11 protein-coding genes are annotated in these 14917 nt (G+C 62.3%); all 11 read left to right on the top strand.

Annotated elements, in window-relative coordinates; translation table 11 throughout:
* Window position 1 precedes the first annotated feature (1 nt).
* Window positions 2-2083, top strand: coding sequence for a chemotaxis protein CheA (gene cheA / locus HOP51_RS18830; RefSeq protein WP_234275420.1), 2082 nt, complete (start codon window positions 2-4; stop codon window positions 2081-2083).
* Between the two features lie 2 nt (window positions 2084-2085).
* Window positions 2086-2580 carry a chemotaxis protein CheW gene (locus tag HOP51_RS18835; RefSeq protein WP_234275421.1) on the top strand — a complete coding sequence of 165 codons (495 nt, stop codon included), beginning with the start codon at window positions 2086-2088 and terminating at the stop codon, window positions 2578-2580.
* A gap of 80 nt (window positions 2581-2660) precedes the next feature.
* The gene (locus tag HOP51_RS18840; protein WP_234275422.1) at window positions 2661-4004 is read left to right on the top strand and encodes a methyl-accepting chemotaxis protein; all 1344 of its coding nucleotides are present in this window, start codon (window positions 2661-2663) and stop codon (window positions 4002-4004) included.
* A gap of 147 nt (window positions 4005-4151) precedes the next feature.
* Window positions 4152-6341 carry a PAS domain-containing methyl-accepting chemotaxis protein gene (locus tag HOP51_RS18845; protein ID WP_234275423.1) on the top strand — a complete coding sequence of 730 codons (2190 nt, stop codon included), beginning with the start codon at window positions 4152-4154 and terminating at the stop codon, window positions 6339-6341.
* Between the two features lie 20 nt (window positions 6342-6361).
* On the top strand, window positions 6362-7204 hold the full coding sequence (locus HOP51_RS18850) for a CheR family methyltransferase (protein ID WP_234275424.1): 843 nt from the start codon (window positions 6362-6364) through the stop codon (window positions 7202-7204).
* A 143-nt stretch (window positions 7205-7347) separates the two neighbouring features.
* Entirely contained in the window at window positions 7348-8409 is a 1062-nt protein-coding gene (locus HOP51_RS18855; RefSeq protein WP_234275425.1) for a protein-glutamate methylesterase/protein-glutamine glutaminase, read from the top strand.
* 64 nt (window positions 8410-8473) lie between these two features.
* The gene (locus HOP51_RS18860) at window positions 8474-10240 is read left to right on the top strand and encodes a methyl-accepting chemotaxis protein (RefSeq protein WP_234275426.1); all 1767 of its coding nucleotides are present in this window, start codon (window positions 8474-8476) and stop codon (window positions 10238-10240) included.
* 76 nt (window positions 10241-10316) lie between these two features.
* Window positions 10317-10706, top strand: a complete 390-nt coding sequence (cheY, locus tag HOP51_RS18865) for a chemotaxis response regulator CheY (protein WP_234275427.1) — start codon at window positions 10317-10319, stop codon at window positions 10704-10706.
* Between the two features lie 39 nt (window positions 10707-10745).
* The gene (gene cheZ, locus HOP51_RS18870) at window positions 10746-11435 is read left to right on the top strand and encodes a protein phosphatase CheZ (RefSeq protein WP_159552549.1); all 690 of its coding nucleotides are present in this window, start codon (window positions 10746-10748) and stop codon (window positions 11433-11435) included.
* A gap of 205 nt (window positions 11436-11640) precedes the next feature.
* A complete protein-coding gene (gene flhB / locus HOP51_RS18875; protein WP_234275428.1) occupies window positions 11641-12837 on the top strand; it encodes a flagellar biosynthesis protein FlhB in 1197 nt (398 codons plus the stop codon).
* Window positions 12834-14915: a flagellar biosynthesis protein FlhA gene (flhA, locus tag HOP51_RS18880; RefSeq protein WP_234275429.1), complete on the top strand. Its 2082-nt coding sequence runs from the start codon at window positions 12834-12836 to the stop codon at window positions 14913-14915. Before flhB ends, flhA begins: the two co-directional genes overlap by 4 nt.
* Window positions 14916-14917 lie beyond the last annotated feature (2 nt).

Below are 14917 nucleotides of genomic sequence, written 5' to 3' on the forward strand. Positions count from 1 at the left end.
CATGGATATCACGGATTTCTATGACACTTTCTTCGAGGAAGCCGAAGAGCTGCTGGCCGACATGGAGCGCTACCTCCTGGAACTCGACGTGGATGAGCCCGATACCGAGCATCTCAACGCGATTTTTCGGGCAGCTCACTCGATCAAGGGAGGAGCAGGCACGTTCGGCTTCGACGTGCTGCAAAAGACCACGCATCTGTTCGAGAACCTGCTCGACCATACCCGCAAGGGCGAGCTCAAGCTGCGCCGGGATATCGTCGATACCTTTCTGGAAACCAAGGACATGCTCAGCGATCAGCTAGACGCCTATCGTAACGGCGACGAGCCCGATCAGGAGGCCTTCGAGCGTATCTGCAAGACACTCCAGCAGATAGCGCTCGAAGAGATCGGGCGGGATCTGGATGGGGGGGCAGCTCCGGTGCCGGCTCCCGAGCCCGAGCCGGAGCCCGCTACGCCAAGTGAAGGCGCCGGCGGGGCTGGCCGGCGTATCGTGACGCTTCTCAATGTCGGTGAAAAGGACCGGCAACTGCTCGTCGAGGAGTTGGGGCAGTTGGGCGAGGTCGTGACGCATGGTGGCGATGAGGCGTGCTATGAAATCACGCTAGCTTCGACGATCGACAGTGACGACATCGAGGCCGTGATGTGCTTCATCGTCGATGCCGATCAGGTCAAGATTCGTGACGCCGAGAACGGCCAGGCATCCGAGGTCGCTCCCGCGAAGAGCGAGCCGGCGGCGAAAGCCGCTGAACCAGCCAAGCCCGTCGAGCCAGCACGTCCCTCCGCAGCCGCCAAGCCTGCTGGTGATGCCAAGACCGCCAAGGTGAAGGCCAAGGCCAAGGGTGGCGGTGAGTCGACTTCGATCCGGGTTTCGGTCGACAAAGTCGATCAGATCATCAACCTGGTGGGTGAGCTGATCATTACGCAATCGATGCTCGACCAGACCGTCAGCGAGTTGGAGGGGGCCGCCGACAGTGCGTTGTTGAATGGCATGAGCCTGCTTCAGCGCAACGCGCGAGACCTGCAGGAATCAGTGATGTCGATTCGCATGATCCCGATGGATTTCGTCTTCAGCCGCTTCCCGCGGGTGGTGCGTGAAACCGCCGCCAAGCTGGGCAAGGAGATCGAACTTACCACCGAAGGGGAGTCGACCGAACTCGACAAGAGCCTCACCGAGCGCATCATCGACCCGTTGACGCATCTGGTCCGCAACAGTCTTGACCATGGCATCGAGCCGCCCGAGGTTCGCGAGGCAGCCGGCAAGCCGCGTACCGGCAAGCTGGTGCTCTCGGCCAAGCATCAGGGCGGCAATATCATCATCGAAGTGATCGACGATGGTGCCGGCCTCGACCGTGACAGGCTGCTGGCCAAGGCGCGTGAAAATGGCCTGCCCGTTGCCGACACCATGAGTGACGACGAGGTGTGGCAGCTCATCTTCGCTCCCGGCTTCTCCACGGCCAAGGCAGTGACCGACGTCTCGGGTCGTGGCGTCGGCATGGACGTGGTCAAGCGCAACATTCAGGGTATGGGCGGCCACGTGCAGATCATGTCCACACCCGGCGCAGGTACCACCATACGCATCGTCCTGCCGCTGACGCTGGCGATCCTCGACGGCATGTCGATCAAGGTCGGCAACGAGATGTTCATCCTGCCACTGTCCGCCGTACTCGAGTCGCTGCAGCCGGCCAAGGAGGACCTGTACGCCATGGCAGGTGACGATGTGGTGCTCAAGGTCCGTGATGAGTACCTGCCGGTCGTGGCGGTGCACGAGGCACTGGATGTGCCGAATGCCAAGACCGAACTCACCGAGACGATCGCTGTGATCGTGCAGGGCGAGGGGCGTCGCTATGCGCTACTGGTGGATGACCTGGTCGGCCAGCAGCAGGTGGTGGTCAAGAATCTGGAAACCAATTATCGCAAGGTGCCGGGAGTCTCCGCGGCCACCATCCTCGGCGATGGCAGCGTGGCGTTGATCCTAGACATTACCGGACTGCACCGCCTGAGCCGGGCCAAGAAGGAAGACCGTAGGCCCGAGCGCGGATGGCAAACACTCGAAGCTGATACTGACAAAGTGCTGGAGATCTGAACATGAACCAGACGAACGATGCGGCCCTGGCTGCGGCTGAAGCCTACAACCGTGAATTCCTGGTGTTCTCACTGGGCGATGAGGAGTACGCCGTCGATATCCTTAAGGTGCAGGAGATCCGCGGCTACGAGAACGTCACCCGAATTGCCAACGCGCCCGATTTCATCAAGGGCGTGACCAACCTGCGCGGGGTGATCGTGCCCATCGTCGACCTGCGCATCAAGTTCCATCTCGACAAGGTGGAATATGGTGGCCAGACCGTGGTCATCGTGGTCAACGTCGAGGATCGGGTCGTCGGCATCGTCGTCGACGGCGTTTCCGACGTGATGACGCTGTCACCCGACCAGATCAAGCCGGCGCCGGAGTTCGGCGTCACGCTGTCGTCGGATTTCCTCAGCGGGCTGGGCAGCCTCGAGGATCGCATGCTGGTCATCGTCGACATCGACAAGCTGTTGACCAGCGACGAGATGGAGCTGGTGGATCGCGTGGCCGAGTAATGACGAATTCAAGTTTGCCTCGCTCGAGCCGATAACAAATAAAGCCGTTTCCTTACGCCTGTCGTTCATGAGGGGATGACGTGAAGTTACTCGACAACCTTACGGTCCGGGCCAGCTGGTTTCTGGTGCTGCTGTTCTTCGGCGCGATGCTCGTCGTGCTGAGTATTCTGGGCCTCTACGCGCTGCAGCAGGGGAGCCATGCCGTCGCTGCGATGGCGCCGCATGCCGGAGAGTCGGGGGCCGCCTACCAGGCGTCATTCTCCGCCGCGGCCGGCCTGATGCGACTGGCCATCGTCGCCGTACTGGCGGGTTCGGCGGTCGTGATGGTGATCGTAGTATGGGGCATCAATGCCAATGTGCTGCGGCCGCTGGCTCGCCTGGTGGGGTACTTCGAGGGCTTGGCGCAAGGCGACCTCTCCCAGCCGGTGGAGAGTCGCGGCAACAACGAGATCGGGCGGCTTTTCACCTCGCTCAGGCACATGCAGGACGGCCTCTCGGGAACCGTCGGTACCGTGCGTGGCAGCAGCGAAAGCATCTACCTGGGCGCCCAGGAGATCGCCGAAGGCAACGGCGAGCTGTCGTCTCGCACCGAGCAGCAGGCCGCCTCGCTGGCCGAGACCGCTTCGAGCATGGAGGAGCTGGCCTCCACCGTGGAGCAGAACGCCGACAATGCGCGCCAGGCCAGCCAGCTGGCCGCCGATGCCTCGCGCACCGCCGTCCAGGGCGGCGAGGTGGTCGGCGAAGTGGTGGCGACCATGCACGACATCAGCGAAAGCTCGCACAAGGTGTCCGACATCATCAGCGTCATCGATACCATCGCTTTCCAGACCAACATCCTGGCGCTCAATGCCTCGGTCGAAGCGGCACGCGCCGGTGAGCATGGTCGTGGCTTTGCCGTGGTGGCTCAGGAAGTGCGCAACCTCGCCGGGCGCAGTGCGTCGGCGGCGGGGGAGATCCGCACCCTGATCAAGGCATCGCTAGAGAAGGTGGACGTGGGCACGGCCCGCGTGGACCAGGCGGGCCAGACCATGAGCGAAATCGTGGCGGCCGTTCAGCGTGTCAGCGACATCATGGACGAAATCGCCTCGGCCTCGTTGGAGCAGAGCAACGGGATCGGTCAGGTCAACCAGGCGGTGACCCAGATGGATCAGGTCATCCAGCAAAATGCGGCGCTGGTGCAACAGGCAGCCACGGCGGCGACCCAGCTCGAGGCCGAGGCCGCTCGCCTGCGTGAGGCCGTATTGCGCTTCCGCTTGGCAGGCCAGCAGGGCCAGCCAGTTCATACCGCTTCGCCCAAGCGTGAGACTGTCAGGGCCTTGGCGGCACCAATGGAACATGATCCGCGGCCGGTCGAGGGCAAGTCGCGCGGCACCGCCGTGAATACCAGTAGATCGAATGAAGAAGAGGAGTGGGCTTCCTTCTAGGGATTTCCTGGGAGCAGGGCAACACTCCCGATTGAGGAGCACTCCCGATTATGGGGCGCTACCGGTCATAGGGCAGGAGGGGGCGCAGTGGCCGATCGGTACGCCGCTTCTCCCCCCTGACGAATCGAATCGGCAAGGACTATAACGATGCGCAACAATCAGCCGGTAACTCAGCGAGAATACACATTGGATAATCGGCAACTGCTGATCACCCGCACCGATCTGGAAGGACGGATTACATACGCCAATGCGGCGTTCGTCGAGGTCAGCGGTTTTCGTCATGACGAGCTGATTGGCTCACCGCATAACCTCATTCGCCATCCCGACATGCCGCAGGAGGCCTTTGCCGATCTATGGCGGACGATCAAGGCAGGCGAAACCTGGCAGGGATTGGTCAAGAACCGTCGCAAGAATGGTGACCATTACTGGGTTCGGGCCACGGTCACGCCGATCCTCGAGAATGGCCAGTGCCTGGGCTACACCTCGGTGCGTAGCGCCATCGAGCCGGCTGCTGCAGAGGCCGCAGAGCGTGCCTATGCGCAACTGCGCGAAGGGCGCTCCGGCCTGGCCGTTCGCCAGGGACAGCTGATCCGCCGTGGCCCGCTGGGCTGGCTTTCGCGTATCAATCTGCACTCGATTCGCGCACGGCTCTCCATGTTGACGTTGTCGGCCCTGCTGCTACTCGCCCTCAGCAGTGGAGTCGGGCTCTATGGCCTGAACGCTTCGGGCGAGCGCCTGGCGGAGCTGAACCGCGATGGCTTGCAGGATATCATTCGCCTGCAACAGCTAGGCCAATTGGTGAGCGAGGGACCACAGCGCCTGAGCGCCGAGCAGCGTATGGAGGTCCTGAGCGAGCGTCATCAGCATGCCGAGGCATTAACGCATGTCGGTGAGCAGCTTTCGGAGCTGTGGGGCGAGTATCTGGATCGCGAGGTCAATCGCACCGAGATGGCGATGGAATTCGACGCTTCGCTGTCGAGCTTTCTCGATGAGGGGCTGATACCCATGGCCGACGCGCTGGGGGGCGAGGAGGCGTTTGAAGCCATGATGGCGCTGAACGACAGTACGGCCGGACTGCGAGAGCAGGCCGAAGCGCTGACGGTGCTGGTGAACCGGTTGATCGATCAGCAGCGCATCGCCGCGCTGGGCATGGCCCAAGAGGCCGAGCGCGGGCAGCAGCAGGTGCTGGCCGGTCAGTTGGGATTCATGGCGATTGGCTTCGTGCTGCTGCTGGTCATCAGCGTATGGATCATGCGGGCGATTACCCGCCCGGTGCGCCGCGCGGCGGACTTCACCTTGCAGATCGCCTCGGGCAACCTGGCTGTCACCACGCCGAAGCAAACCCGTGACGAGATTGGTGCATTGCTCGGCTCGCTGGATACCATGCGCAAGAGCCTCTATGTCACCACCGAAAGTGTACAGCGCGGTATCGACGTGGTGACGCCCGCCACCCGCTCCATTGCCCGGGGCAACGAGGATCTGTCGTCACGCACCGAGCAGCAGGCCGCTTCGCTGCAGCAGACCGCCTCCAGCATGGAGGAGATGACCGCCACGGTGCAGCAGAATACTGACAATGCCCGTCAGGCCAGCGGGCTGGCGCTGGACAATGCCAGCCGCGTGCGCGACACCGGCGAGTTGATGCAGGGCGTGGTGCAGACCATGGAGCGCATCACCGCCGGCGCCGAGAAGATGAAGGACATCATCAACGTGATCGACTCGATCGCCTTCCAGACCAACATCCTGGCGCTGAACGCCTCGGTGGAGGCGGCACGGGCGGGCGAGCAGGGCCGCGGTTTCGCCGTGGTGGCCGGCGAGGTGCGCAACCTGGCGGGACGCAGTGCGGATGCCGCGCGTGAGATCCGCCAACTGATCGACGGCTCCGCCAGTGAGATCCATGAAGGGGCCAGCCAGGTGCAGCGCGCCGAGAACGCCATGGCCGAGGTGGTGACGGCATCGCAGCGGGTCAACGACATCATGGGTGAGATTACTGCGGCCTCCGAGGAGCAGAGCAGCGGCATCGGCCAGATCACCCAGGCCATCACCGAAATGGATCAGGTCACCCAGCAGAACGCCGAGCGGGTGCAGCAGAGCGCACAGGCAGCCGCCGATCTGCAGCAGCAGGCGGAACGGCTGGCCCAGGCCATCCGTGTCTATCGTCTGCGCGATGCCGGTCCCGAGATAGTGCCGGCAGTAGGAGAAGCGGAAGCGCATTCGTCGGCAGGTTCCAGAATCAAGTCGTCGCCTGCGCCGATTGCGCAGCGCGACCCACTTCCTGCCAGACGGGCTGCGACTGATACGCACAAGTCAGCAGCCGAGGAAGAGTGGGAAACATTTTGACGAAAGCACAGGGCTCTGAAATGGAGCCGGGACAATGGTCCGGGTTGGGTCACCTCGAGCGTGACCTGATCCTGACCGATGAGGATTTTTCCCGCATACGCCAGCTGATTTATCAGCGGGCGGGTATTGTGCTGGCGGAGCATAAGCGCGAGATGGTCTATAGCCGCCTGGCCAAGCGCCTGCGCCATCACGGGCTGACGCGCTTCAACGATTATCTGGAGCGGCTCGCACGTCAGCCGGATTCCAGGGAATGGGAAGCGTTCACCAACGCCCTGACGACCAACCTCACGGCCTTCTTCCGGGAAATGCATCATTTCCCGATATTGGCCGAACACGTGCGCAAGTCGAGTGGACCCGTGCGAGTCTGGAGTGCAGCCGCCTCGACTGGGGAAGAGCCCTATTCGATCGCCATGACACTACAGGAGAGCCTGGGTTCTCGGGCAGCGGAAGCGCGTGTCGTGGCAACGGACATCGATACCGAAGCCCTGGCGCGCGCTCGTGCCGGCGTCTATCCCGTCGAACAGGTACGCAAGCTCGACGAAGAGAGAGTAAGACGCTTCTTCCAGAAGGGGCGGGGGCAGCATGAGGGGCTGGCCAGAGTGCGGCCCGAAGTGTCGTCGATGGTCGAATTTCTCTCCATGAACCTGCTGGCATCACAGTGGCCTGTCAAGGGACCCTTTGATGCCATCTTCTGCCGTAACGTGATGATCTATTTCGACAAGCAGACCCAGGCGCGGATCCTCGAGCGCTTCGCTCCCTTGCTCAAGCCCGATGGTTTGTTGTTTGCGGGCCACTCGGAGAATTTCTCGTACATCAGCAAGGTGTTTCGCCTGAGGGGGCAAACGGTGTACACCCTCGCCTAGGTTCGTCAGCAATGCTGACGGGCGTCGCTATTTTCTGGGCAGAACCCAGGAAGGGGCTAAAGTTTCTGCCGGTTGCGCCGATGTCTATCGAATATGTATTTGCCTCGGGTCGCAGTGACTCCCCGTGACATAGGAGACTTGCCTTGGGATCGAACAGGATCAAGGTGTTGTGCGTTGATGACTCGGCACTGATTCGTGACCTGCTCAGTGAGATCATCAATTCGCAGCCGGACATGGAAGTAGTGGCCGTAGCGCCGGATCCACTCGTGGCGCGGGACCTGATCAAGCGCCATAACCCCGATGTGTTGACGCTGGACGTCGAGATGCCGCGCATGGATGGCCTCGATTTCCTTGAGCGCCTGATGCGCCTGCGGCCAATGCCAGTACTGATGGTGTCATCGCTGACGCAGGCCGGCTCGGAAATTACTTTGCGCGCGCTGGAGCTGGGGGCGCTGGATTTCGTCGCCAAGCCTTCGCTGGGGATTCGCAACGGCATGCTGGAGTATGCCAACGACATCGCCGAGAAGATTCGGGCCGCCGCCAAATCGCGGCCTCGCCAGGCGCGTCAGGACAAGGCAACGCCGCGGGCCACCCTGAAAGCACCGCTGGTATCGAGCGAGAAACTGATCATCATCGGCGCCTCCACCGGAGGGACCGAGGCGATCCGTAGCGTGCTCGAGCCGTTGCCGGCCAACAGTCCTGCGATCCTGATCACCCAGCACATGCCAGGTGGCTTTACCCGTTCCTTCGCGGAGCGCCTCAATCGGTTGTGTAACATCACCGTGAAGGAAGCTGGCGACGGTGAGCGCGTGCTGCCGGGGCATGCCTACATTGCCCCGGGCGATGCACACCTCAAGCTCGCGCGCAGCGGGGCGAACTACGTTGCCAAACTCGACGACGGCCCGCCGGTCAACCGGCACCGCCCTTCGGTGGACGTCCTGTTTCACTCCGCCGCCACCCAGGCTGGCCGCAATGCCATCGGGGTGATCCTGACCGGGATGGGCAAGGACGGTGCCGCTGGCCTGCTCGAGATGCGTCAGGCCGGCTCGTCCACACTGGCTCAGGACGAAGCAAGCTGTGTCGTCTTCGGTATGCCGCGGGAAGCCATTGCCTTGGGGGGAGCGGGGGAAGTGGTGAGCCTGGATGACATACCCGAGCGCCTGATGGCACTGGTGGCGGCATCGGGCCGCGCACAGAGGGTTTGAGCGCAATATCAAGACGATACCGAACGTTACGCAAAGTGCCCGTTTCATCGCGAGGAACGCCAGAATGAGCCGCTTGTTACGCAACATCAGCATTCACGCTACCATGATTGCCGCCCTGGCCAGTTTTGCCGTGCTGATTGGCGTAGTGTCTTTGCTCTCGCTCATGTCCGACCGACAGGCGGCTCGGATCATGGAGGATCTCGACCGCATCAACGTGCAGCAGCTCAACGAGATCAACCGTGCCGACGCCCTGCTCAACGTGGCCCGGGTGAGCCTCGAGGTTGCCTCAAACCAGATCATGCTGGGGCGCATGGGCGAGGCTAACGGGCAGCTCGATATCGCTGCCGATCGCATGGAGCGTGCCGAGGTGCGCTTCAACAATTTCGTTGCCGTACCCAAGTCGGAGCAAGCCCAGGAGATATCCCAGCCGCTGGAGCAGGCCTTTGCTGAGGTTCTCGCCCTGGTACGCCAGCAGCATCAGGCGCTTGACGAACTCAATACGCCTGGATTCGGCAATCTGCGCAACGAGTTGAGCGAGCCGAGTGCGGTCCTGGCCAACAGCATGACCGAGTTCGTGGCATATGGCTTCAGCAATGCCCGGACGATGACCGCCGAGTACTACGCCCAGTCGAATCGCTTCGTCTACATCATTCTGGCAGCGCTGTTGGTGGCCGCGGTGGTGCTGGTGCTGGTCTACATGGGGCTGCGTGCCACGGTGATCCAGCCGCTCGGCTCCGCCGTCAAGCATCTGCAGACCATCGCCAAGGCCGACCTGACCGGCAAGATTCCCGAGGGCAGCCGCAACGAGATCGGCACGCTGTTCAATGCCATGCGCAACATGCAGCAGAGCCTGACGCGCATCGTCGGCCAGGTACGTGACAGCAGCAGCTCGATCCATGTCGGCACGCGCGAGATTGCCAAGGGCAACGTGGATCTTTCCTCGCGCACCGAGCAGCAGGCGGCCTCGCTGGAGGAGACCGCATCGAGCATGGAAGAGATCACCGCCACGGTGCGTCAGAATGCCGATAACGCACGCCAGGCCAGTGGGTTGGCCCTGGACGCTTCTACCACCGCCGAGCGTGGCGGCGAGGAGGTGGATCGCGTGGTCAAGACCATGGGGGGCATTTCGGCCAGCTCACAGAAAATCAGCGATATTACCAACGTGATCGATTCCATTGCCTTCCAAACCAATATTTTGGCGCTGAATGCCTCGGTGGAGGCGGCGCGAGCCGGTGAGCAGGGTCGTGGCTTTGCCGTGGTGGCCGGCGAGGTGCGTAACCTTGCCAGCCGCAGTGCCACGGCAGCCAAGGAGATCAAGGAACTCATCGAAGGCTCGGTGGCTCAGGTGAAGGAAGGCTCGACTCTGGCCGAGCAGGCGGGCGAGACGATGGACGAAGTGGTCAGGGCGGTTCGCCGTGTGACCGACATCATGGATGAGATTTCGGCGGCATCGCAGGAACAGAGTGACGGCATTGAGCAGGTGAGCCAGGCGGTGGGACAGATGGATCAAGTGACCCAGCAGAACGCGTCGCTGGTTCAGGAGGCCACGGCTGCCGCTGCCTCTCTCGAGGAGCAAGCGGGCCGCCTCGAGCAGGCCGTTGCCGTGTTCCGCCTGTCAGGCGATGCGCAGCGCGAGCACCGCCATCGGCAGGGAGAGAAAGACGGCCTGAGTGACAAGACTTCTCCGGCCCAACGCACTGGCGTCCCTGCACTGGCCAATCCGAGCGCCCAGACGCGTCCGAGAGGGCACGAGCCGGCCGAGGTCGACCCCAAGCCCAAGCACAGGTCCCGCAGCGAGGCGGTGGCCGAGGGCGACTGGGAAGAATTTTGAATCCATAAGACGAAATCTACGACGGTTCCATGCGCCGTTGACGACGACCATAGCCTGACAGAAAAGAGGAATACCGATGGCTGACAAGAACATGAGCTTCCTGGTGGTAGACGACTTTCCGACCATGCGTCGGATCGTTCGCAGTCTGCTGAAGGAGCTGGGTTACACCAACGTCGAGGAGGCCGAGGACGGTCAAGAAGCCTTGGCCAAGCTGCGTTCCGGCTCCTTTGAATTCGTGGTGTCGGACTGGAACATGCCGAATCTCGACGGGCTGGAGATGCTCAAGCAGATTCGTGCCGATGCCGCGCTCAAGGAGCTCCCGGTTCTGATGGTGACCGCCGAGGCGAAGAAGGAGAACATCATTGCCGCCGCCCAGGCGGGCGCCAGCGGTTACGTGGTGAAGCCATTCACTGCCGCCACCCTGGAAGAGAAGCTCAACAAGATTTTCGAAAAACTGGGCAAATGACGCCGGCAGGCGAGTCCCGCTTGCGGAGGAGATGACGAGATGAGCGCAAACGAGCAGCCTGACCAGGCTCAAGCGCCCGGCGCCGGTGGTGAGGATCTGGTTCAGCGTATCGGGCAACTGACCCGCATGCTGCGTGAAAGCATGCGTGAGCTGGGCCTGGACAAGGAAATCGAAAAGGCCGCTGAGGCGATTCCCGACGCACGGGATCGACTGAGCTACGTGGCGACCATGACCGAGCAGGCCGCCGAGCGTGCGCTCAACGCCATCGATCGTGCCCAGCCGCTTCAGGATTCCATCAGCAGTGGCGCCGAGTCGCTGGACAAGCGCTGGGCGGAGTGGTTTGCCGAACCCAAGGAACTCGACGAGGCACGCGACCTGGTCAAGCAGACACGCTCCTACCTGGCCGAGGTGCCGGACAAGACCCAGGCAACCCAGAAGGAGCTGCTCGAGATCATGATGGCCCAGGACTTCCAGGACCTGACCGGCCAGGTGATCAAGAAGATGATGGATGTCATCCGCGAGATCGAGCATCAACTGGTTCAGGTGCTGATCGATAACGTGCCCGAGGGCGAGGCTCGCGAGAACATGCAGCGCAAGGCCAACGATCAGTGGGAGAACGAAGCCCGTCGTCAGGAAGGATTGCTCAACGGTCCGCAGATCAAGCCAGGGGTGGATATCGTCACCAGTCAGGATCAGGTTGATGATTTGCTCGATCAACTGGGCTTCTGAGCGACCTCGTCAGTCGTAGACAGCCGGCCCGGGCCGTCGTTCGGCGCCCGTTGCCTGATACCGGAAATCCATACATTTCGTTCAGCGAACGTTTCCGCGCCGACGGTCGTGGTCGATAAGACTACGATCATCGGCGCTTTTTGGCGTATCGCCAACCCGCCGTTGACGCGACAATGGCCATCGTGAGAAGAACTGTGCGGGTACCATGGCGGACGAAAGCAGCGATCAGGAAAAGACCGAAGAGGCCACGCCACGACGCCTGGAGAAGGCACGTGAAGAGGGCCAGGTCGCCCGCTCCCGTGAATTGACCACCTTCATGCTGTTGCTGGGCGGAGTGGTCGGCATGTGGTCGATGGGCGCGCTGCTCTACGATCAATTGGGCCTGGTGATGGAACAAGCATTCCTGTTCGAGCGCCGTCAGGCCTTTGAAACCGGTCCCATGTTGAGCAATGTGCTCGATCTTGCCAATCGCACGTTGCTGACCATGCTGCCGTTGTTCGTGCTGCTGACGGTAGTGGCACTGGTTGCGCCGGCCTTGCTGGGAGGCTGGCTGGTCTCAGCCAAGTCACTCAAGCCACAGATGTCGAAGCTCAACCCTTTCAAGGGTTTGAAGCGTATGTTCGGCACCCAGGCGCTGGTGGAGCTGTTCAAGGCAGTGGCCAAGTCGGTGCTGGTTGGCGGGGTCGGCATGGCGTATCTCTATTTCCATCGCGGGGAATACCTGTCGTTGATGGATCAGCCGACCTCTCAGGCGCTGGCCCGAGCGTTGATGATGGCGGCCGAAGCCTGCGGGTTGATGGTGCTGACGCTGCTGGTGGTGATTCTGATCGACGTGCCCTATCAGCTCTGGAGCCACGCCAAGAAGCTGCGCATGTCGAAGGACGAGATCAAGCGCGAGCACAAGGAGTCCGAGGGCGACCCGCACGTCAAGGCACGGATTCGTTCCCAGCAGCAGGCCATGGCACGAGGCCGCATGATGAGCAAGGTGCCGGAGGCCGATGTGATCATCACCAACCCCACCCACTACGCCGTGGCGCTGCAGTACGACGAGAAGCGCATGGGCGCTCCCCGCGTCGTGGCGAAGGGAGCCGATATGGTGGCGGCACGTATCCGCGAACTCGGTGAGGAGGCTGGTGTGCCGCTGCTCCAGGCGCCGCCGCTGGCGCGAGCGCTATATCATCACGTCGATCTCGAGCATGAGATTCCATTGGATCTGTACACTGCCGTGGCAGAGGTCCTGGCCTGGGCCTTCCGTCTCAGGCACGTAACACGAGAGGGAGGAGAGGTGCCGCCTACACCCGAGAACTTGCCTATACCGCCGAGCCTGGAAGTGCCCGCCGCCGATGCGAGCGACGCAGCCGCTGACCAAGGTGCGGTCGGACCCGGCGGAGAGCGTCGATGAAACCTCTCAGTCATATCATCGGACGTCGCGACCTGCTGGGTGACGTGCGCATGAAGCTGCTGGCCGGTCCCGTCCTGATCATCATGATCCTGAGCATGATGGTCGTGCCGTTGCCGCCATTCGCGCTGGATCTGCTCTTCACCTTCAACATCGCACTGGCGGTCATGGTGCTGCTGGTCAGCATGTTCACCCAGAAGCCGCTGGACTTTGCCGCTTTCCCTGCGGTGCTGCTGTTCACCACGCTGCTGCGTTTGTCGCTCAACGTCGCTTCCACCCGCGTGATCCTGATGGAAGGCCACCAGGGCGGCGACTCTGCGGGCAAGGTGATCGAGGCGTTCGGCCAGTTCCTCATCGGCGGTAACTTCGCCGTGGGCCTGGTGGTGTTCCTGATACTGGTCATCATCAACTTCATGGTCATCACCAAGGGGGCGGGGCGTATCGCCGAGGTCGGCGCGCGCTTCATGCTCGACGCCATGCCCGGCAAGCAGATGGCCATCGATGCCGACCTCAACGCCGGCTTGATCGGCGAGGAAGACGCTCGCAAGCGGCGTGCCGAAGTCGCCCAGGAAGCCGACTTCTACGGTTCCATGGACGGTGCCAGCAAATTCGTGCGCGGCGATGCCATGGCCGGCCTGGTGATCATGGTGGTCAACATCATCGGCGGATTGTTGATCGGCATGCTGCAGCACGGCATGGGGTTCGGCGACGCCGCCAGGACCTATACCTTGATGACCATCGGCGACGGCCTGGTGGCACAGATTCCTGCGCTGATCATTTCCACTGCCGCCGGCGTTACCGTCTCGCGCGTCAACACCGAACAGGATGTTGGCCAGCAGATGATCAGCCAGTTGTTCGTCAACCCTCAGGTCATGGTGCTGGCGGCGCTGGTCATGGGCCTGCTGGGCCTGGTGCCGGGCATGCCCAACCTGGTTTTCCTGCTCTTCACCGGGCTGCTGGCGGGGCTGGCCTGGATGCTGACTCGTCAGCAGGAACAGCGTCTGGTGGAGCAGGAGCTCAATGCCGAGCCGCCACCCCAGCCCGAGGCGCCCGAGGCCAGTTGGGAGGACGTTCAACTGGTGGATACGCTAGGGCTCGAGGTCGGGCATAGGCTGATTCCGCTGGTCGATCAGCGCCAGGATGGCGAGCTGCTGGGAAGAATCAAGAGCGTGCGCAAGAAATTCGCCCAAGAGGTCGGCTTCCTGCCCGCGGTAGTGCATATCCGCGACAACCTGGAGCTTGGGGCCAATACCTACGTGATCACCCTGAAGGGTGCCGAGATCGGCCGTGCCGAAGCGTTCCCCGGTCAGTGGCTGGCCATCGACCCTGGTCAGGTCACCGGGCAGCTCCAGGGCACCCCGACTTCCGATCCCGCCTTCGGCCTGCCAGCCATCTGGATCGACAGCGGGCAGCGCGAGCATGCTCAGGTCTACGGCTATACCGTAGTCGATGCCGGTACCGTGATTGCGACCCATCTCAACCACTTGTTGCATCGTCACGCAGCCGAAATGCTGGGGCGGCAGGAAGTGCAGAAGCTGCTCGACAAGCTGGGCGAGGAGCAGAAGTCGCTGGTCGAGGACGTGGTGCCCAAGGCGATCAGCTTGACGGCTCTGCAGCGCATTCTGCAGAGCTTGCTCGACGAAGACGTCTCCATCCGCGACATGCGTACCATTCTGGATACGCTGGCCGAACATGCACTGCAGCAGCAGGATATCAACGAATTGACGGCGCTGGTGCGCGTCGCACTGGGGCGGACCATTACCCAGCAATGGTTCCCTGGGCACGATACGCTGAACGTGATCGGCCTGGACGCCCAGCTCGAGCAGGTTCTGCTGCAGGCAATGAATGGCAATGGCGCGCTCGAGCCTGGGCTCGCCGAAACCTTGATGCACCAGACCGAGCAAGCCCTAGAGCGGCATGAGGCAAGCGGTGAGCCGCCGGTGCTGGTAGTACAGCACAGTCTGCGTCCGCTGCTCTCCCGGTTCCTGCGCCGGCGCATGCGCCACTTGGTGGTCATGTCGCAGGCGGAACTGCCCGACGATCGTACACTGCGCATCGTGACGCCGGTAGGAGGTCGATAACC

It is taken from the genome of Billgrantia zhangzhouensis, assembly GCF_021404465.1.
Lineage (GTDB): Bacteria > Pseudomonadota > Gammaproteobacteria > Pseudomonadales > Halomonadaceae > Halomonas > Halomonas zhangzhouensis.

Bases quoted from the DNA above. Each gene is read 5' to 3' on its own strand.
- cheZ (WP_159552549.1), top strand. From the start codon at position 10,746: ATGAGCGCAAACGAGCAGCCTGACCAGGCTCAAGCGCCCGGCGCCGGT.
- HOP51_RS18835 (WP_234275421.1), top strand. From the start codon at position 2,086: ATGAACCAGACGAACGATGCGGCCCTGGCTGCGGCTGAAGCCTACAAC.
- flhA (WP_234275429.1), top strand. From the start codon at position 12,834: ATGAAACCTCTCAGTCATATCATCGGACGTCGCGACCTGCTGGGTGAC.
- flhB (WP_234275428.1), top strand. From the start codon at position 11,641: ATGGCGGACGAAAGCAGCGATCAGGAAAAGACCGAAGAGGCCACGCCA.
- HOP51_RS18845 (WP_234275423.1), top strand. From the start codon at position 4,152: ATGCGCAACAATCAGCCGGTAACTCAGCGAGAATACACATTGGATAAT.
- HOP51_RS18860 (WP_234275426.1), top strand. From the start codon at position 8,474: ATGAGCCGCTTGTTACGCAACATCAGCATTCACGCTACCATGATTGCC.
- cheY (WP_234275427.1), top strand. From the start codon at position 10,317: ATGGCTGACAAGAACATGAGCTTCCTGGTGGTAGACGACTTTCCGACC.
- cheA (WP_234275420.1), top strand. From the start codon at position 2: ATGGATATCACGGATTTCTATGACACTTTCTTCGAGGAAGCCGAAGAG.
- HOP51_RS18850 (WP_234275424.1), top strand. From the start codon at position 6,362: ATGGAGCCGGGACAATGGTCCGGGTTGGGTCACCTCGAGCGTGACCTG.